Source organism: Bacillus sp. HMA207 (assembly GCF_003402455.1).
Lineage (GTDB): Bacteria > Bacillota > Bacilli > Bacillales > Bacillaceae_G > Bacillus_A > Bacillus_A cereus.
This window is the reverse complement of record NZ_BEZT01000001.1, coordinates 3,834,211-3,853,404: the sequence shown is the minus strand read 5'-3', so window position 1 is coordinate 3,853,404 and position 19,194 is coordinate 3,834,211. Positions and strand designations below refer to the sequence as shown.

Here is a 19,194-nt window from a genome sequence, read left to right as displayed (position 1 = left end):
TTTTGGATAAATTATAAGGTGTTTTTTCGAATAATCATCGGTAAGAAAAAAGGGGGAATTGTAATGGAGTCGTCTGTTATTAAAGTGTTGGATGATTTGGATGTACAAATTTTAGATATATTGCAGAAGGAGTCACAAGTAAGTAATGCAGAGCTGGCACGTCGCGTTAATTTATCACCGGCTGCGATGCATGCAAGAATAAAAAGGTTAGATGGGGAAGGGTTCATCGATAAGCAAGTTGCAATTTTAAATCAAGAAAAGCTTGGGTTTGATTTATTATGCTTTATTTTTATGAGTACAAATATTCATCAATTTGACAAGCTGGAAGTGTTGGAGAAAGAATTAGAATCGATGCCGGAAGTATTAGAATGTCACTGTTTAACAGGGGAGTACGATTATTTATTAAAGGTTGCAAATCGTGATCGTAAAGAACTAGAGCAGTTTATTAGAAAGCTGAATAAGCTTGGTATTACACGTATACAGACGAGTTTGGCACTTCGTGAAATTAAATATTCAACAATATTGCCGATACGAGATGAGGAACCGAGCATCGATTAGATTGCTTGGTTTTTTGTTTGTATAAATTGATTGACGAGGAGAAAAGAGAGATGTATTATTATATAAAATTATGAATTAAAATTCATTTTAAGTTATAAATATTAATATTGAGGGGCAAGGGGATGTAATATGAAAATCTGTAATGCGGTGACGAGTGATGTGAAAGAAATTTATAGTCTTATTGAGGTTTATGCAAAAGAGGGAGTTGTTTTACCACGTTCTCTTTTGTCTCTTTATCAATATTTGCAATGTTTATATGTTATGAAAGAAGACGAGAGAATTGTTGGAGTTGCTGGTTTACATGTATTAGGGGAGGACCTAGCAGAAGTCCGGTCGTTAGTCGTTTCGCATACATATGCAGGAAAAGGGATTGGACGTATGTTAGTGAATCATGTCATGAATGAAGCTGCGAAAATAAAAGTGAGTAGAGTTATTTCTTTAACATATGAAACGGAATTTTTTCAAAAGTGCGGGTTTGATTTTGTGAATAGAGATGCATTGCCAGAGAAAGTATGGATTGATTGTAGGCATTGTCCAAAGGTTGATTATTGTGATGAGGTGGCGATGATTCGGTATGTTGGGTGAATTTTTCAGACAGAAAAAGTCCCACTATTATTTACGTAATAGTGGGCATCTATGTTTTAGGGGAAATTAAGAAATTGAATTCGTTTTTCTTACTGCAAACTTAAAAATGGGGTTTTTAAGTTCATAGTTATAAGTAGAACCATCGACAAGCCCTACAACTTTATCGCTATCATAAAGATCGAGCATAAATTGTGCCATTTGTTTTGCAGTGTGGAATTTCGGTACAACATTATCGTATTGGAATTCATCAATATCAAATGAACGCTTTGCAAATTCTGTTTCAGTTGCAGCTGGAGCTAAAACTTTTGCTTGCAGTTTTGCGCCTTGTTCCTTCAATTCGTGAGACAACCCTTCTGTAAATGCACTTACATAGAATTTTGTAGCGCAATACGTAACAGCATCAGCAACAATCGTGTATCCGCCGCCCGATGAAACGTTAATAAGCTGTGTTCCGTCAACCTTTGAATAATCTCGAACGAAAAGAGAAGAGAGTATTGTTAGTGCTTCTATATTGACATGCAACATCGTCTCGATTTTATTTAAATTTTGTTCAGCAATTGAGGCGAAATTACCAAAACCTGCGTTGTTAATCCACGTTTCAATTTGAAAAGATTGTAGGCTTTCATAAAGTTTATAAACATCTTCAGTAACAGATAAATCAGTTCTTCGAATGACAACATCCAATTCTGGATGCATTTCGTTAATTTTCAATTTTAATTCGTTTAATTCTTCTTGTCTTCGAGCTACAAGTACTAAATTTTTTCCGCGAGATGCAAATGCTAAAGCTGCTTCATAACCAATTCCGGAACTTGCGCCAGTAATAACAGTATATTTCATATAAAATCCCCCTAAATTCAAATTCATTTATGGTTAGATTGTATTTGTTAGAGTATACTCTAAGTCAAACGTTTTTTATAAATTTGATACGGTTATAAAATATATGAGGGTAAGCATGTGAAGGGAGTTTTAGTATGTACACAATTAGCGAGGTAGCAAAATTATTAGGCGTGAGCACACATACACTACGTTATTATGAAAAGGAAAATATATTAATTGCAAATCGTGATACAAATGGAAATCGACTTTACGAAGAGTCACATATAAAGTGGTTGCAGTTTGTAATGAAATTAAAACAAACGCAAATGCCAATAGCGAAAATAAGAGAATACGCTAGATTATATACAGAAGGGGAGCATACAACAGAAGCTCGTTTACAGCTCCTAGAAGATCATAGGAAATCTATTCAGATTCAAAGAGAAAACTTAGAAGTTACAGAGAAGATGCTCGAGAATAAAATTCGTGCTTACAAAAGCTCATTGGAAAATAAATAGATGTTGTTATGTGATGAAAAATGGATTTGATCTATGAGTATTTCATCATAGTGTGCGGATAAATAAAAAAGAGCAGCTAGCAAAAGCTAACTGCTCCATTCAAGGGATCTCTCCAAGGGGGAGTGGAGAAAATATTATGTTACTAGCAGTATTGACAGATTATTAAGAAATATACAAATCAGATGAAAGAAATTTTAAATAAACTTTCGCCATTGACAGTTTTTAAAATGTTCATGTACAATATACATGAATGACATTCAGTCATTTTCGTGTAAAAGGATGTAGTTAGTTTAAAAATGGAACAAATACAATGGTAAATGAGGATGATATTGGTTTATATAGTATTGATGAAAGAGTATATTTTTTTAAAATAAAAATGACTGAAAGTCAGTCATAAGAGGTGAGAGGTATGAAAAATAGAGCATGGTTATATGTCATATTAACATGTATCTTTGAAATTTTTTGGGTGTTTGGTTTTAATACGGCTAATACTTGGTGGCATTGGATTATTATTTTAGGAGTTATCGCTGTTGATTTTCACTTCCTTTCTAAAGCGTGTGAACATCTTGCAACCGGGACTGTATATGCTGTTTTCGCCGGAGCTGGTACGGTAGGTACTTTCTTGATGGATGTATTTCTTTTCGGCGGAAGTTTCAGTGTAGGGAAGTTATTCTTTATCGTGATGGTTGTAGCTGGCGTTATCGGTTTAAAGCTAGCTGATAATAAAGAAGAAACTGTGGAAGGAGCTGCTTAAAGATGGGTTGGTTTTTCGTATTTTGTGCTGCAATTAGTGAAATAGTCGGTGTGATAGGACTTAAAATGTATAGTAAAGATAAAACATTAGCCAATGGTGCGATTTATATAGGCGGGTTTGCTACATCCTTCGCATTCTTGTATACATCTTTCTTATTTTTACAAGTCAGTGTCGCGTATGCGGTTTGGATCGGTATTGGAACAGCAGGTGCCGTTTTATTAAACATGTTCTTGTTTGGGGAGTCGAAAAGTAAAGCGCGTATTATTAGTGTGTTTCTTATTGTATGTGGAGTGACAGGATTAAAGGCACTTTCTTAAAGATATATTGTATTTCTATCTCCTAATTGTTTATTAGGAGATTTTATTATAAAAAAAATGATTTCCTCTTAGAGTTCACTATCATTGACAGTACAATCAATTATCTTATAAAATGAGTGACAGTCATTCAATATGCGTGTGAAAGGGTTTAGATGATGAATAAAAAAGAGAAAATTGTCTATGCAGCTATTGAAGTGTTTCAGGAAAAGGGCGTCGAAAAAACGAAGATTTCTGATATCGTGAAATTAGCTGGCATTGCGCAAGGAACTTTCTATTTATATTTTCCTTCTAAGCTATCTGTTATGCCTGCAATAGCAGAAGTGATGGTTGAAAAGATGATACTTGCAGTGAAAGAGAAAGTACAAAAAGATGTACCTTTTTCAAATAAAGTGGCACAAGTAATCGATGCGGTGTTTCAATTTATAGAGGAATATCGTGAAATACAAGCTTTAATGTATGCAGGTCTTGCATCTACAGAACATATAAAAGAGTGGGAAGCTGTGTATGAGCCTCTTTATATGTGGTTAAGCGAATTTTTAAGTGAGGCGAAAGAAGCTGGTGAAATTCGTGATTCGGTTCACGCAGAGCGAACAGCGAAGTTATTTATCGCTCTAGTTGAATCAGCAGCGGAACAAGTTTATTTATATGATCATAAAGATGATGAGCAAGTGGATTTGCAAAAGGCAGAAGTACTAGATTTTTTAACACATGCACTACATATAAAGAAGTAGTAAGATGAACCTGTCTGAAAAGGTAGGTTCATTTTTGAGGAAAACTGAATGATAGTCATTCACCTAATGCTTATGTATGTGTGGAAGGATAGAGTGAAATTCTAATGAGTGGAGGCATCCTCACTCATTACTAGCCCGCAAAGAGCAGGATAAAGAAAAAGCTTCTTGGGCATTATTTTTTGAGAGGAACTTACGGGAAGAGGTGTTAGAAAGTGAAGAAACCGATAAAAGAACAAAAGATGGTATTGGTCATTCTTTTGAGTAATATATTTATCGCTTTTTTAGGGATTGGATTAATCATTCCGGTTATGCCGTCCTTTATGAATGATATGCATTTAACAGGGAAGACGATGGGATATCTCGTTGCAGTGTTTGCAATGGCACAGCTCATTACTTCACCTATTACAGGCCGGTGGGTTGATCTTTACGGTAGAAAGAAAATGATAATCATTGGATTATTTATTTTTGGTGTTTCAGAGCTTCTTTTTGGATTAGGAAAAGATGTATGGATGCTTTATGTAGCAAGGGTATTAGGCGGAATTAGTGCTGCTTTTATTATGCCTGGTGTTACGGCATATGTTGCGGATATTACATCTATTCAGGAACGTCCAAAGGCGATGGGATACTTATCTGCGGCTATTAGTACTGGATTCATTATAGGGCCTGGAATCGGCGGATTTATTGCAGAATACGGTATACGTGTGCCATTTTTCGTTGCAGCAGCAATTGCTTTTATAGCATGTGTGATTTCAATCTTTATTTTAAAAGAACCGTTAACGAAAGAAGAACTTGCAGAGATTTCTTCTAATACGAAAGAATCAAGTTTTATTGGTGATTTAAAGAAATCATTACATCCAATGTATGCAATTGCATTTATTATCGTATTTGTACTCGCATTCGGATTATCGGCGTATGAAACTGTGTTTAGCTTATTCTCAGATCATAAATTTGGTTTCTCGCCGAAAGATATTGCAGCAATTATTACAATCAGTTCAATCTTTGGGGTAGTTGTGCAAGTATTTATGTTTGGCAAATTGGTAGACATGTTCGGTGAGAAAGTATTAATCCAAATATGTTTAATTGTAGGTGCAGTATTAGCATTCGTCTCAACTGTAGTCTTTAATTATTGGATTGTACTTCTCGTTACTTGCTTCATTTTCTTAGCATTTGATTTACTTCGTCCAGCTTTAACGACGTTTTTATCAAAAGCAGCTGGAAAAGAGCAAGGATTCGTTGCTGGGATGAACTCGACTTATACGAGTTTAGGAAATATCGCAGGACCAGCGATGGGCGGAATATTATTTGATATGAACATTCATTACCCATATGCATTTTCAGGAGTTGTTTTAATAGTTGGTCTCGCTATTACATTTATGTGGAGAGAGAAACAGTTGGCTGAAAGTTTTGCGAAGTAATGAAGCCCCTTACGACTGTAAGGGGTTTTTGTTTTATAAACTTAACCCAAACCGTTTTAATTCAATAAAAATCCCCTCTAATTGCTTTCCTTTATCCGTTAATGTGTACTCTACACGAGGCGGAACTTCTGGATATACTTTTCTCGTTATAATGCCTTGAGACTCTAATTCTTTTAGTCGAAGCGATAATGTTTTTGGACTAATCCCATTCATTGATTTTTGTAAATCACTAAAGCGTAATGTTCCTTCGATAAGAAGATCACGAATGATTAAAAACGTCCATTTTGTACTAATTACATCAAGCGTTTTAGCGATAGGACAAGGTATGCCAGGTAAACCTTTCGTTAATTCAACTGGATCTATATTGTTCATGGAACTAGCCTCCATAAAATTTTTTTTGATGAATTTGCTTTATAGTATCACAAAACTATACTTTTGGTAACTATATGAAAAAAATATCACTACTTCCATAAAGGAAGTTAGTGCATATACAATAGCAATACGGAACAAAAAGGATTTATATAAGGAGGTGGTGATTTCCATGGGGATAAAAAAGTTACTTGGATTTCTTAGTTTGTTTGTTATTTGTATTGTGCTTGTAGCATGCGGCGCGGAACAAAAAGGTGAAGTTCAGTTATTAAAAGAAATGCCAAGGCCAAAAGCAATGACAATTGATCCCTCACTAAGTAAAAAAGAAGCGACAGAAATGGTTCATGCCGCGCAGCGTTTTTATGCATTTTGGGATACAGGTAAGGAGGAACTTATTCCGCAGACTGTTACTGAAAATTTTTTCGATAATACATTGCCGAAAGGGCGACCACAAGGCATTGAAGGATTAAAGTTTGCAGCGCAAAATTTTCGTAAAGTTGTGCCTGATATACATTGTGAGATTGAAGACTTATTAGTTGTTGGTGATAAAGTAACAGCCCGTCTTTTTTTTACAGGAATGCATAATGGTAAGAAAATTAATTTTTTTGCAATTGATATTTTACATGTGAAAGACGGAAAGATAACGGAAGATTGGCATTTAGAAGATAATCTTACACTACAGCAGCAACTCGGCTTAATAGCCGAAGAGTAGATCATATAGGGGAGAGAAAAACGATGAAAAATATATTTATTATAAATGGACATGAAAAATACGGTACAAAGGAAGGACGATTAAATAGAACGTTAGTAGATTATATGGTTACTGTATTAGGCGAGAATCATCATGTGAAAACAACAACGATTCAAGATGGTTACAATATTAAAGAAGAACAAGATAAGTTTTTATGGGCCGATGTTGTTATTTATCAAACACCGATTTATTGGTTTAGTGTACCGGGCTTATTTAAAACGTATATGGATGAAGTATATGAATACGGTTTGTTCTTTAAAGGTGCAGATGAATATGGAACAGGTGGTTTATTAAAAGAGAAAGAGTATATGTTCTCTACAACTTGGAATGCACCTGAAAAAGCATTTGGAGATAAGACGAAGTTCTTTGAAGGAGAAAGTTTAGAATCAGCGCTTAGTCATTTACACCGCGTGCAAAAGTTTCTCGGTATGAGTCCGTTAAAGAGTTTTGCTTGTTATGATGTGGTGAAGAATCCGGATATAGAGAAGTTTTTAGTGAACTTGAAAGATCATTTAGATGGAGTAATTAAATAATAGTATGTGAAGAAGGTACTACTAAGGATGTAGTACCTTCTCCTTTTATAAAAACTCACACTTTAATACGTGGATGGCTGTATCCATAACTTCGCAAAATTTGCCCAACCAAATGAATCAATTGTTACGTTTTTTAAAGAAGAAGGGTATGTTTTTCTTTTTAAAACGTAATAGTTAAATAAAATGATGTGTTCTGCTTGTAAAAACTCTTCAATCTCATACATGAGTTCATAACGCTTTTCTTTATTTTCTTCTAGTAAAAATGTATCTAGTAAACAGTTAATTTGTTTTTCGTAGTGCGGGTCCATGAACCGATTTACGAAGTAACTTTTATTTTTAAATACATTTAAGAATGCAATTTCATGATTGGCAGCAAAGACTTCTCCCATGAAAATAATATCAGCATGTTTATCAATAGAGCGATCTATATAATCTGAAACGGGAAATGGGTGAAGCTCTACTTGTATACCTAAACTTTCACATCGTTCTTTTAAGAAATATGCATCATTTGCACTATCTTTAAATGCGAAGAAGTAAATATGTATCGTTTCTCCATTATATGTACTCTTTTTCAAATACTCTTTTGCTTTTTCTAAAGAGTAGGATCTTCTTGTTGCAAGGCGGCTTCTATCAGGGAAGAAGCTTGATGCAGCAATTGTTCGTCTACCCTCTATGCTACGAAGTATCGTTTCAACATCATATAGTTCTCTCCAAGCCTTTCGAAAGTAAATATCGTGATGAGGACCAGGTTTTGTAAAGTTGAAGCTAGCATAAATACAACCTATTTCTTCTATTTGTATATCATGCCTTTCATTTTCCTCTTCGTTTGGTAGTTCATAATCAGCATCTATTTGCACATGGTCAGGAATACCCCAAAATTCAATACGGTCTAATAATGCGCGCTCTTTAAAATAATGAGTGAACGCTTCGAGTACGATATTATCTTCAGAGTAATGAGCAAGTTTGAAAGGTCCAGTACCTATATAATGATGATTTTGAATACTCGTATCACGCGGTAAAATTGCGAGCTGCATGGAACTTACATAGTGTAAGAAAAATAAATTTGGTTTTGCTAAATGAAATCGAATTTGCAGTGGTGATGGCGTTTCAATTTGAACAATTTCTTCTGTTAACCATTCGAAAGGAGAGTGAACTTCTTTTAGTCTTTCAAATGAAAATTGTACATCTTTAGAAGTTAAAACTGTTTCGTTATGAAAATATACATCCTTTCGTAAATAAAAAGTCCACGTAAGCCCGTCTTCACTTAATTCCCACGTATGCGCAATGTGTGGTTCCATTTTTTCAGTAACATCGTTATAGACGACTAACGTATCAAAAATTTGACTCGTAAGATGGCTCTCTGTAGTTACAGCCACAAAAGCCGGATCTAATGGGAATATCTTTCTTGATATAGGAATCTTTAATACGTCGTACATATCATTTGAAGGTTCGTATCCAAAATGATGATGTAGTTTATTTTCTATCTTTTTTTGAAGTGCGAGGGGGAGGGGTTCTTTTAAAAGAAGAAAGATATCTTTTAATTTTTCTTGCGCTAACAGTTCATCTGTATAGGACTCAATCGCTTCTACGAAATTATGTATAAATAGAATTTCCGTTTTATTTCCGCGGCCTCGTCCTGGAGTCCAGCGAATTAATTGTTCCTCACTCATTTTCTTTAATAAAATCTTTACGTTTTTCGTACTGCAATATAAAACATCAGCTAATTCTTGTAAGCTATTTCGCATATGTTGTTGATCTTGTGCATGTAGTCTTAGTCTAATGTAATAGTCCATAATTTTCATATATACACTTCCTTCTATCATAAAAGGGGAAACTCTTTAGAATATTCTAACCTTTTTCTTCCTTTTTTTCAAAGTAAAATAAGTAAGCATAAGGAGGGGGAAACAATGGGATTTTGGAGTATGCATCGAAATATAAAAATTAGAATTATAACTTCGTTTTTAACACGTACTGTGTCCACGATGATTTTTCCATTTATGGCGATTTATTTTTCAATAAAGTTAGGTAGTGCGGTTGCTGGTGCGTTACTACTCATTAATGTCATAGCTTCATTAGTAATTGGTTTATACGGTGGATATGTTGGAGACCGGCTTGGGCGTAAAAAGGTTATGATTATCGGTCAAAGTATACAAGTCATTTCTATTGCTTGTATGGGAGTTGCGAATTCGGATTATGTAGATTCACCGTGGTTAACATTTATCTTTATGCTAGTGAATAGTTTAGGATCTGGACTTATGAATCCTGCGACAGAGGCGATGTTAATTGATGTGAGTACACCTGAAAATCGAAAAGTAATGTACAGCATTAATTATTGGGCTATTAATTTATCCATTGCGATTGGAGCAATATTTGGTGGGTTACTATTTGAAAACTATAGATTGCAATTGTTTATCGTATTAACGCTTGTTGCAATTATTACTTTATATGTGATGGCTGTGTATATGGAAGAAGTGTATGTAGCACGAAAAACGGTGGAGAAGAAAAATGTATTAAAAGATATGGCAGATAGTTATAAAGTCGTGATGAAAGATAAAGCATTTTTAATTTTTTGTGCAGCGAGTATATGTACATTGTCTTTAGAGTTTCAAATTAATAATTATTTAGGTGTTCGCTTGCAGAAGGAATTTGAAACGGTGCACTTTTTATTCGGGAATGGTGTTACGTTTGATTTAACAGGGATTCGCATGCTGAGCTGGATTTCTGCAGAGAATACAATTTTAGTTGTGTTATGTTCAGCACTTCTTATTAAAATGCTGAAAAGCTTCAACGATTTGAAAATCTTATATGTAGGTTTATTCATTTATACAATTGGATTTACAATACTCGGAACGAGCAATAGCTTATGGATTTTATTAATTGCAGGGCTTTTCCAAACGGTAGGTGAGATGATGTATGTGCCAGTGCGTCAATCTATTATGGCAGATATGGTGCCAAATGAGGCAAGAGGTTCTTATATGGCGATTAACGGAATGGTCTTTCAAGTGGCAAAAATGAACGGGGCATTAGGTGTTATGCTAGGTTCATTTATTGCATCTTGGGGCATGAGTGCTCTGTACTTTATCGTTGGTATGAGCAGTATTTTACTATTTATGAAAGCGATAGGGAAAGAGAAGTATGAGGATGAGAGAAATGTTTCTCAAATTGGATGAAACTATATAAAAGCGAACCAGTTATACTGGGATTCGCTTTTTATATAATTTTTAGAACGGATCAACTTCAGCTAAATTTGGAGTAGTACTAGGCTGTAGCAAAAGATTTTTTAATGTGCCTACTTCAGAAAGCGTTACTAATATGTAGCCACTAATCAGTACAATTAGCCCAATAACGCGTAACGTTTGTAAGCTCACTTCATTATTATTCGTTTCCGTTGGATTTGGGGGCGTTGAAGGTGGATTGTTATTCATAAATAAGGCTCCCATCTTTTGTATTTATATATGTGCGAAATCATTATTTAACTTATGGATAGGAATTATATAGTCATTTTCACTATATGAGAACTGCCTATGAAAAGTGATAAGGAATTTTTGGGCGAGAAAAGAGGGGAATCCAAAAGATTATTAAAACTGAACTTTTGGATTCCCCTCTTTTTATTTATCTTGCTATTTGTGGTGGTCGGATTGCCTGTAAACGACCAGTTGGTGAGGGCTAATTAATCAGTAGGGGATGAATAAAACCCCAATGATTAACTATTTTCATGTAAATAAAAGGAGGGTAGTTATCCTAATATACGCAACGATTCTTCAATAAACGCTGGGATGTCCTCTGGCTGTCTACTTGTTACTAGCTGATTTTGACATACGACAACCTCTTTGTCATGAAAGTTCCCGCCGGCATTTTTCAAATCGACTTCAATAGATTTATATCCAGTGACATCACGTCCTTCAAGTGTTTGTGCAGTGATGAGTAGCTGAGGTCCGTGACAAATAGCGAAAACAGGTTTTTCCGCATCCATAAATGCTTTACTAAAGCGAACAAAACGTTCATCTGCACGAAGTATATCTGGAGAAAATCCACCCGGTATGAAGAGGGCATCAAAGTTCTCTGGAGAAACATCATCAATACTTTTATCAATCACGACTTCACTTTTTCCTTGCTTACCGTGTACCGTTTTACCTTTTTCTGCTTCAATAGTTGTTAATTCATATCCCTTTTGTTTAAAAGCTTCTGCTGGCTCTGTGTATTCTGTGTCCTCGAAATAATCCGTTATTAAAATAGCAATTTTTTTACTCATTCTAATCCGCTCCTTATATTATATTATCGGCTCCAGAATCTTCCTTGGGCAATGCCTTCTATAAATGATTCAATTGAAGTGTTTGTTAAGTTATAAACTCCTGCTCCATCCAGTTTAATCTTACTATGGTCCAAAGCATGAGGATTACTAAGGACATGAGCTATCGGTTTAAAATGTTTAAAAGTAGTTTCTGCAAATTCTAAAACAGGGGGGTGAATGACAGACTCACTACTAAACACTAATACTGCATCAAAAAGGGAGGAGTCTGTTGTTGTATAAGTATCAGTTACTTTAATGGAAGCATTGAACTGATAAATTTTATTATCTATGATGCTATAGTTAATACGATGCTGTGCAAAAGCTTGAATCCATTCGGACAGAAGGGAGACGCTTGGGTCGCCATTTAATAGAATTGCAACATTTTTGGAATCAGATTTAAAAATAGTATTGGACATACTTAGTGCAGGTGATTTTGCATCTGAATTTACTTCGTGATTTTCCTTAGGTAAAGGAGCTCCAATAATGTTAGCGACTTCTTGTGCTAATTGACGATCGACGTGGTTTAGGAGAGCAATTACATTTGCCTTCACTATGTCTGATTTACACTTCCCAACTTCAAAGCAAAAAGCTTCTTTTATGTGCTGCTTTTCAATAGGGCTCATACTATTGTAGAAAAGTTTAGCCTGAGAATAAAAGTTAAGAAAGCTTTTACTGCGACCTCTAATTTTATGCCCATCAATCTTTTCTTGATAATGTTCATATCCTCCTTGTTCGGCTTGGACGGTTGCAGGTTGATTGTTATTTAATCCATTAGGATGATAGCTTGTTTGACCGCGATGAATCTGCATTTGATGCATACCATCACGTTGATTATTATGAAAAGGACATACGGGCTGATTGATAGGGATTTGATGGAAATTAGGGCCCCCTAAACGAGATAATTGTGTATCTGTATAGGAGAATAATCTTCCTTGCAGAAGAGGGTCATTTGAAAAATCAATACCTGGTACGACATGACCAGGGTGAAAAGCTACCTGCTCTGTTTCAGCAAAGAAGTTATCAACATTTTTGTTCAATGTCATTTTACCAACTAATTTTACGGGAACTTCTTCTTCTGGCCATAATTTCGTTGGATCTAAAATATCAAAATCAAATTTATGTTCATCTTCTTCTGGAATTAATTGTAATCCAAGCTCCCATTCAGGATAATCCCCTTTTTCAATTGCTTCGTATAAATCTTGACGATGAAAATCAGGATTTTTCCCAGCAATCCTTTGAGCTTCATCCCATACTAATGAATGAACCCCGAGGGTAGGTTTCCAGTGAAACTTTACGAAATGGGCTTTTCTTGCTGCGTTAATGAGTCGAAATGTGTGAACTCCAAAACCTTCCATCATTCGTAAACTACGCGGAATAGCTCGGTCGCTCATTTGCCACATGACCATATGAGTGGACTCAGGATTATGCGCAACAAAGTCCCAAAAGGTATCATGAGCGCTAGCTCCTTGAGGAATATCATTATGTGGTTCTGGTTTAACTGCATGGACAAAATCAGGAAATTTAATAGCATCTTGGATAAAGAATACTGGCATATTATTACCCACTAAATCATAGTTTCCTTCATCTGTATAAAATTTTGTGGCGAATCCACGTACATCTCTTACTGTGTCGTTGGATCCTTTAGAACCTTGAACGGTTGAGAACCGTACAAATACAGGTGTTTTCTTTGAAGGATTAGTAAGGAAATCTGCTTTTGTATAGGCTTCTAACGATTCATAAAGCTGAAAATAACCATGTACGCCAACCCCGCGTGCATGAACAATCCTTTCGGGAATTCGTTCGTGATCAAAATGGGTCATTTTCTCGCGAAAGTGGAAATCCTCCATTAAGGTTGGGCCTCTTAAGCCCATCTTTAAAGAAAATTCATCTTCAGCTATTTTTACCCCTTGATTTGTTGTTAAAGCATGTTTGCGTTGATTATCCGTAACATGGTGCTTCAATTGCTCCATTTTTTTATTCACAATATAGGCCCCTCCTTTACTCTGTTAATTTAATAGATACCCTTTTTATTAGTATGTAAACATGTATTATGATTTTTGTATGTAAAAATCATAATTAAACCCTAAAACATCAAGGGGAAGAAAGGGAGTTTGTATAGCACCCTATGCTTAAGAAAAACAGGAGTAACATACCTAAAGTTTTTAATTAAGTATGAACGATAGGTTTAACATTAAAAAATAAAAAAGCCAAGGAGAAAATTTATTTTCTCCTTGGCTTTTTAGATAATTCTTTTCGTTAAAATGCGGAAATTCTTTGCTTCGTTTTTGGTACAATAATAAATTTGATCCAGATTAATCCGATAATCATAATGATAAGACTATGTAAAAATTGTCCTGTAGCAATGAGTATAACAATTGAAAATACAATGAGTTGAATACTTAGCGATATAAAGATTAAGCTAAGAAATTGCTTCATCCTTTCTTCAGTATGGGTTGGATATAATGCTACAATAATATTTCCCGAAAAATATTTCCATAGTGAACGAAGCTGCATAGAGATCATATATAAAACGATGTAAGCGATAGCGCCTTTTACGTATATATTTGGTATGAAATATAAGGCGAAAGCACCGATCAATCCTAAGCGAATATATATACCGAAATAATCATTTCCACGTAAAAATGCTAGTGTATGTAAGTAGAAGAAAGTTGCTCGTTTTTTATGTAATAAAGGTTCAATCCAATTTGTAAGCCATTTTCTTTTATTTACTTGTTTATTCAGTTGCGGAACATCTGTGAAAATGTTAGCAAATTGATAAAAACGAACGTTCATTTTTTCTTCTTGCTCGATTATGTAATCCCACGGTATTCGTTTTGTAGGCTGTTTTTTCGTATATAGAAGTAGGAAAGCAAGTAGTAAGAGTAGTCCGCCCAATATGAGAACATTTGCGGAATAAAACAGCATGTAAATGATTAGGGCGTTACAAGTAATACAAATGATTAGCCATATATTTTTTTCGTGACTATCACGCCACATCCAATGTATGTACATGTTCCAGGCTTTCGTAATCATTAACACGATAAAGATTGTACATAAAAAAGGTACCGTTAATTGTAATGATTGCATAGCAAGTGGAACGAGAATAAGGAACGTAAATAACAATGGGAAAAGCTGAATGATGTAATTGTATAGAAGAGATTTTTTGAAATAAGATGTTAATTTCTCTTCTAGTGCTAGTAAATAGACAGCATCAGGTTTTTGAATAAATGTACGGATAGGGCATCTCGTTATAATGAATGTAAGTACAATCGTTATAATTATTAAAGATATTCCTTTAGAAGGAGATGCTTTTAGAAACTGAGCATAATAATATGCACCAACGCATGAAATAAAGATAAAGCTATATAGTAAACCGTTAATCATACGTGCAAAGTATGTAATGATATTTTGAATATGTTGTTGGAAGCGACTGCTCCATAGCGATTCGATTGACATGTTTTTCACCTCTTTGTTCTATTATATATGTTTTACAAAAGAAAAAACGAGCAAATTGCGTTATGCAACTTGCCCGTTTTTCTTTTCGTTATTTTTTTTCTGATCACGATTCATTAATGGATAGAAAGCAAATCCAATTACGAATAAACCAATTCCGAGAAGGAACGTTTTTATATCGGATGCGCCGGTTTTAATAACCCATAGTGCGTAGCAAAGTGCGATAACTGCGACTATGCCATCTGTAATTCTTGCCCGCATTTCATTTTTATATGTTTCACCAGTTGCGACTAGTTTTAACTGGAAGATTGGTGAAACGAGATATGGAATGAGGTAGGCCAGTGTTGATACGGTAATAACGAATGTATAAGCTTCCGCAATGGTTCCTGATAATGTTGAGAATAGGAATACTTGCGACATAATGTTTGTTAATCGTAATGAGTAAATTGGACTTCCTTTTTTATTTGTTTTCGTGAAGAAGGAAGGGAAGAAACCTTCTTTTGCTGCTTGATAAGGTACTTCTGAGCTTAATAAAATCCAGCCTAAGATAGAACCGAACAGGGAAGTAAGAGCAAGTAATGCCATCAGTTTCCCGCCGCCGTGACCCATTGCAGCGTTTAGTGCATCTGCTAATGGACGTTCAGAAGCTTGTAATTTATCAACGTGAAGTACACCCATTGTTAAAATTGTGATTCCTAAGTAGATGGCAACTGTAATAAGTAATCCCGCAACTGTTGCGCGTTTTACCGTTTTTGGAGAAACAGCACGGTTTGATAAAAGAACGGCTGATTCAATTCCGATAAACGCCCAAAGTGTTGTAAGAGCAGCTAAATTCACTTGTGAAAGAAGACCGTGTGATGCACCTGATTTATCAATCATCGGTGTGTACCATTGTCCAAACTTAGAAGCTTCGAATGCAAATAACGTAACGACGATGAATAAAAGGAATCCAGTTACTTTCGTTGTTGTTGCTAAGAAGTTTAGTTTTCCAGCTCCGCTTACACCGTTTGTTAATATAATATGAGTTCCCCAAAGTAAGATGGAACAAATCGTAAATGTAATTAGTTTTCCGACTTCTACGTTAAACGAGCCGATTGAAAATAGTAGTCGCGTATCTTTCATAATTGGGAAGAAGAGTGATAAATATCCCGCAAATGATGTAATGATGGCAACGTTACTTGCCCAGTTTGCAACCCAATATCCCCATACCATACTGAAGCCAGCCATTTTTTTCTTTTTTGGTGTTGAGAATAAAGCATATGCATGACTTTGTGGCCCTGTCGTTAAATCAGGACGACGAATTGCTAAATTACCGAAAACAAGAGCTAGCATTAAAACACCAAACCCTGTAGTTAACCAAGCTAAAGTGACACCGAGTGGGCTTGCTGTTTGTGCCAACGTACTTGGCACCATGAAAATACCAGCGCCAACCATGTTACCGACAACGAAAGCTGTTAGTACCCAAAAGCCCCATTTTTTTTGTTGCATAGAAAATACCTCCAAAGTTAGTATAACCAAGTCAAGCGAGGAGATATGTATGTCTTCCTGAGTCAGGAAGAGAAGTCCCAAACAAAACAAAAAAAGCACGTAATTTGCCGCTACATGCTTTCTATCTTATAAGAAACCCACGACATACCTCTCGATAGCTCTCCACAAACGAAACGTTTGTGACAGTTCTGCACTTATTAAATGCAGACCCAGCAAGCGTGCATGGTGGACACGACTTACTTCGGCAACCATTCCTTTCTCATTCCTTCATCAATGCCACTACATCTCCTGAAATGATACTCTTAATGATTGCAACCTCTACCTCACCGAGATACGAATGAGGATTTAAATATTAAATTAACGTCTTTAAGAGTAACAAATGAATTTTTATACGTCAATGGATATAGTAATAATCAGATTATAGAGAAGAGTTTGTGATTAAAAGTAAGAGGGATTGTTATGTGATATTTGAATTTTCGTAATATAATACATGTTATTAGCGCTAGATGATTGAAAAGGGGATGAAGTAAATGTCTGTATGTCATAAACATTCAGTAATAGGTGTGCTAGATTCGGGAGTTGGAGGATTAACAGTTGCGAGCGAAATTATAAGACAATTGCCTAAAGAAAGCATTTATTATATTGGTGATAATAAGCGTTGTCCGTATGGGCCAAGAAGTGTAGAGGAGGTGCAATCTTTCGTATTTGAAATGGTTGAGTTCCTCAAACAGTTTCCATTAAAAGCGCTAGTCGTAGCATGTAATACTGCTGCAGCTGCTGCATTGAATGCGCTGCAAGAAGCACTTTCCATTCCAGTTATTGGCGTTATACATCCAGGAGCAAGAGCGGCAATTAAAGTTACAAAGAAAGGGGAAATCGGGGTAATTGGAACTGTAGGTACGATAAAATCTAATATGTATGAAAAAGCATTACACGAGCTGGATACATATTTGGAAGTGCATAGCTATGCTTGCCCGACTTTAGCCACAGTTGTAGAAAATCAATTAGAAGATACAGCATATGTCACGCAGCAAGTGAAACAAGCTTTACTTCCATTAACGAAAGAAGATATAGATACGTTAATTCTTGGATGTACGCATTATCCACTTTTAGAGTCCTATATAAAAAAGGAACTAGGAGAAGACATAACGATTATTAGTTCTGCAGAAGAAACAGCGATAGAGTTAAGTACCATTTTACAGCACAAAGGAATTTTGTCTGACAATCTGAATCCGAAGCATCGCTTTTTTACAACGGGATCTGTTTTATCATTTGAACATATCGCTGAGCGATGGCTAGGGTATCAAATTTCTGTAGAATGTGTACATTTGCCTATGAAAAATGCGTGTATACATAATTAAGATTTAGTAAATTACTTTTTTAATAAATGAGGTTCGTTTCATAAGAAGGAAAGAATAAGCTTTTAATTGAAGTGTTTAAGGGCAGTTCAATTAAAGGGGAGATTGGATTATGGAATTATTAAGATCTCAATTATTTGCTTTAGAGTATATTTCAAAATATGCAGAGAACGAAAAACGTGGGGCTAAAGCAACGATTAATCATATACTTAAAATGTCTAATATTACAGATGAAATATTTGAAGAAGCTGTCGCTAATTTAAAATCTCATGCAAGGATTGCTTTACACTTTCATCCAGACAGACTAGATTCGAATATGAAAAGTGTTGCTGAAGCACTGTTTGAGCAAGGAGTATATAAAAGTCAGTTTGAAACATTGCTATCTAATGGAAGCGTATCTGCTTACCCTGGTGGTGAACGTGACCTTTGGGAAAAAAGAATATTTGGAGGAGCATATCAATTAGAAGGCGTAACAAATAATCAACGGCCAAAATATGGAGCGCTAAATTTAATGTTACATCCAGATGGGCCGGCTCCGCGTTTTGGTTCCTGTTATTTTCTCTTATCTCCAAAAGTTTCTTCGCGCTCTACATATACGTATTTAGATTCGCATCAAGATCCGAAAGAAAAGGGGACTTATGAGGAGTTTGATATGATTTTAGCTGCTCTTTTGGAAGAGACATTTGTAAGAGATTTTGCAATTGGTGAAGGAAATTTGACTCCAACAATATTAATTAATCATTTACTGGCTAACCTGAAAAGGCCGTTTATAGATGTAGTAAGCAAAGAGCCAGCCCGTAATCTTAATCATTATATTGAAGCGCAGATTCATGGAGAGATTTCTCTTAAAGAAGACGTGGAGGCGCTTGTTGCAGATCCTTCATTTAAGGGTACGGATGTAGGAAGAGTTTTAGAAGAAATTTGCCTGAAGTATGCGATTGATTTGTATTGGCACATCGGTTTTGTACTTGCGGTAGACGAAGTTCCGATGGATTTTAGAGGTTCAAAAATGCCATCTTTAGCAAGACGTATTGCACGGAATCATTGCATCGATGCAAATATAATTGGCTCTGCTGTAGTGGATTTGAAACGCAATCCATTATCTTGGAGTGATCGTGGAACTTATGAAGAAGTGCTTCAGGAATTAAAATTATTATGGCATGTTTTAGTTCGATTTGGAAAACCAAATCGGAAGTAGAACGAAATACTCCGTTTTTCGGAAGTATTTATATAGAAAAGAAGCTGATCTAAAAATAGATC

At 35.4% G+C, this 19,194-nt stretch carries 20 protein-coding genes and 1 riboswitch; of the genes, 12 read left to right on the top strand and 8 right to left on the bottom strand.

The features are described 5' to 3' along the window. Positions 1–63 precede the first annotated feature (63 nt). Positions 64–558 (top strand): Lrp/AsnC family transcriptional regulator, encoded by a 495-nt coding sequence (locus HMAS_RS19915; protein WP_025709949.1) that lies wholly within the window; start codon positions 64–66, stop codon positions 556–558. A gap of 129 nt (positions 559–687) precedes the next feature. Then, on the top strand, positions 688–1,143 hold the full coding sequence (locus HMAS_RS19910; RefSeq protein ID WP_000686669.1) for an N-acetyltransferase: 456 nt from the start codon (positions 688–690) through the stop codon (positions 1,141–1,143). A gap of 66 nt (positions 1,144–1,209) precedes the next feature. Here the strand turns inward: HMAS_RS19910 and HMAS_RS19905 are convergent, their stop codons facing one another. Then, positions 1,210–1,980, bottom strand: coding sequence for an SDR family NAD(P)-dependent oxidoreductase (locus HMAS_RS19905; RefSeq protein WP_025709950.1), 771 nt, complete (start codon positions 1,978–1,980; stop codon positions 1,210–1,212). A 134-nt stretch (positions 1,981–2,114) separates the two neighbouring features. Here HMAS_RS19905 and HMAS_RS19900 point away from each other — a divergent pair, with 134 nt between their 5' ends. The 5 genes from HMAS_RS19900 to HMAS_RS19880 all read left to right on the top strand — a co-directional run bounded on the left by HMAS_RS19900 (position 2,115) and on the right by HMAS_RS19880 (position 5,691). Next, positions 2,115–2,474 (top strand): MerR family transcriptional regulator, encoded by a 360-nt coding sequence (locus HMAS_RS19900; RefSeq protein ID WP_000288066.1) that lies wholly within the window; start codon positions 2,115–2,117, stop codon positions 2,472–2,474. Between the two features lie 409 nt (positions 2,475–2,883). Further along, entirely contained in the window at positions 2,884–3,228 is a 345-nt protein-coding gene (locus tag HMAS_RS19895) for a DMT family transporter (protein WP_000796022.1), read from the top strand. Between the two features lie 2 nt (positions 3,229–3,230). Further along, complete coding sequence (locus HMAS_RS19890; RefSeq protein WP_000539671.1) at positions 3,231–3,545, top strand: DMT family transporter; 315 nt, start codon at positions 3,231–3,233, stop codon at positions 3,543–3,545. A gap of 152 nt (positions 3,546–3,697) precedes the next feature. Further along, a complete protein-coding gene (locus tag HMAS_RS19885; RefSeq protein ID WP_002023345.1) occupies positions 3,698–4,276 on the top strand; it encodes a TetR family transcriptional regulator in 579 nt (192 codons plus the stop codon). 212 nt (positions 4,277–4,488) lie between these two features. Next, positions 4,489–5,691, top strand: a complete 1,203-nt coding sequence (locus HMAS_RS19880) for an MFS transporter (RefSeq protein ID WP_000742952.1) — start codon at positions 4,489–4,491, stop codon at positions 5,689–5,691. A gap of 33 nt (positions 5,692–5,724) precedes the next feature. Here the strand turns inward: HMAS_RS19880 and HMAS_RS19875 are convergent, their stop codons facing one another. Then, complete coding sequence (locus tag HMAS_RS19875) at positions 5,725–6,063, bottom strand: winged helix-turn-helix transcriptional regulator (RefSeq protein WP_001059472.1); 339 nt, start codon at positions 6,061–6,063, stop codon at positions 5,725–5,727. A 169-nt stretch (positions 6,064–6,232) separates the two neighbouring features. Between HMAS_RS19875 and HMAS_RS19870 the strand changes: the two genes are divergently transcribed. Both HMAS_RS19870 and HMAS_RS19865 read left to right on the top strand, forming a co-directional pair. After that, a complete protein-coding gene (locus tag HMAS_RS19870; protein ID WP_000511570.1) occupies positions 6,233–6,772 on the top strand; it encodes an ester cyclase in 540 nt (179 codons plus the stop codon). A gap of 23 nt (positions 6,773–6,795) precedes the next feature. After that, positions 6,796–7,344 (top strand): NAD(P)H-dependent oxidoreductase, encoded by a 549-nt coding sequence (locus HMAS_RS19865; protein WP_000789190.1) that lies wholly within the window; start codon positions 6,796–6,798, stop codon positions 7,342–7,344. Positions 7,345–7,406: 62 nt separating this feature from the next. Here the strand turns inward: HMAS_RS19865 and HMAS_RS19860 are convergent, their stop codons facing one another. Beyond that, a complete protein-coding gene (locus tag HMAS_RS19860; RefSeq protein WP_116344984.1) occupies positions 7,407–9,167 on the bottom strand; it encodes an SgrR family transcriptional regulator in 1,761 nt (586 codons plus the stop codon). A gap of 84 nt (positions 9,168–9,251) precedes the next feature. Here HMAS_RS19860 and HMAS_RS19855 point away from each other — a divergent pair, with 84 nt between their 5' ends. Continuing rightward, positions 9,252–10,514, top strand: coding sequence for an MDR family MFS transporter (locus HMAS_RS19855; protein WP_000508230.1), 1,263 nt, complete (start codon positions 9,252–9,254; stop codon positions 10,512–10,514). A 51-nt stretch (positions 10,515–10,565) separates the two neighbouring features. Here the strand turns inward: HMAS_RS19855 and HMAS_RS19850 are convergent, their stop codons facing one another. The 5 genes from HMAS_RS19850 to HMAS_RS19830 form a co-directional block, all read right to left on the bottom strand. Then, a complete protein-coding gene (locus tag HMAS_RS19850) occupies positions 10,566–10,769 on the bottom strand; it encodes a hypothetical protein (protein WP_001063866.1) in 204 nt (67 codons plus the stop codon). 311 nt (positions 10,770–11,080) lie between these two features. Next, complete coding sequence (locus HMAS_RS19845; RefSeq protein ID WP_000037522.1) at positions 11,081–11,596, bottom strand: type 1 glutamine amidotransferase domain-containing protein; 516 nt, start codon at positions 11,594–11,596, stop codon at positions 11,081–11,083. A gap of 23 nt (positions 11,597–11,619) precedes the next feature. Beyond that, positions 11,620–13,617, bottom strand: a complete 1,998-nt coding sequence (locus tag HMAS_RS19840; RefSeq protein WP_025709952.1) for a catalase — start codon at positions 13,615–13,617, stop codon at positions 11,620–11,622. A gap of 274 nt (positions 13,618–13,891) precedes the next feature. Further along, on the bottom strand, positions 13,892–15,091 hold the full coding sequence (locus tag HMAS_RS19835; RefSeq protein WP_000021359.1) for an ABC transporter permease: 1,200 nt from the start codon (positions 15,089–15,091) through the stop codon (positions 13,892–13,894). Between the two features lie 60 nt (positions 15,092–15,151). Next, positions 15,152–16,576, bottom strand: a complete 1,425-nt coding sequence (locus HMAS_RS19830) for an amino acid permease (protein ID WP_001186301.1) — start codon at positions 16,574–16,576, stop codon at positions 15,152–15,154. Between the two features lie 147 nt (positions 16,577–16,723). Then, a riboswitch (Lysine riboswitch) is annotated at positions 16,724–16,905 on the bottom strand. 201 nt (positions 16,906–17,106) lie between these two features. Here HMAS_RS19830 and racE point away from each other — a divergent pair. Then, the gene (gene racE, locus HMAS_RS19825; protein WP_000109669.1) at positions 17,107–17,937 is read left to right on the top strand and encodes a glutamate racemase; all 831 of its coding nucleotides are present in this window, start codon (positions 17,107–17,109) and stop codon (positions 17,935–17,937) included. Positions 17,938–18,046: 109 nt separating this feature from the next. Then, positions 18,047–19,132, top strand: a complete 1,086-nt coding sequence (locus HMAS_RS19820; RefSeq protein WP_000422025.1) for a DUF3626 domain-containing protein — start codon at positions 18,047–18,049, stop codon at positions 19,130–19,132. Positions 19,133–19,194: the final 62 nt, after the last annotated feature.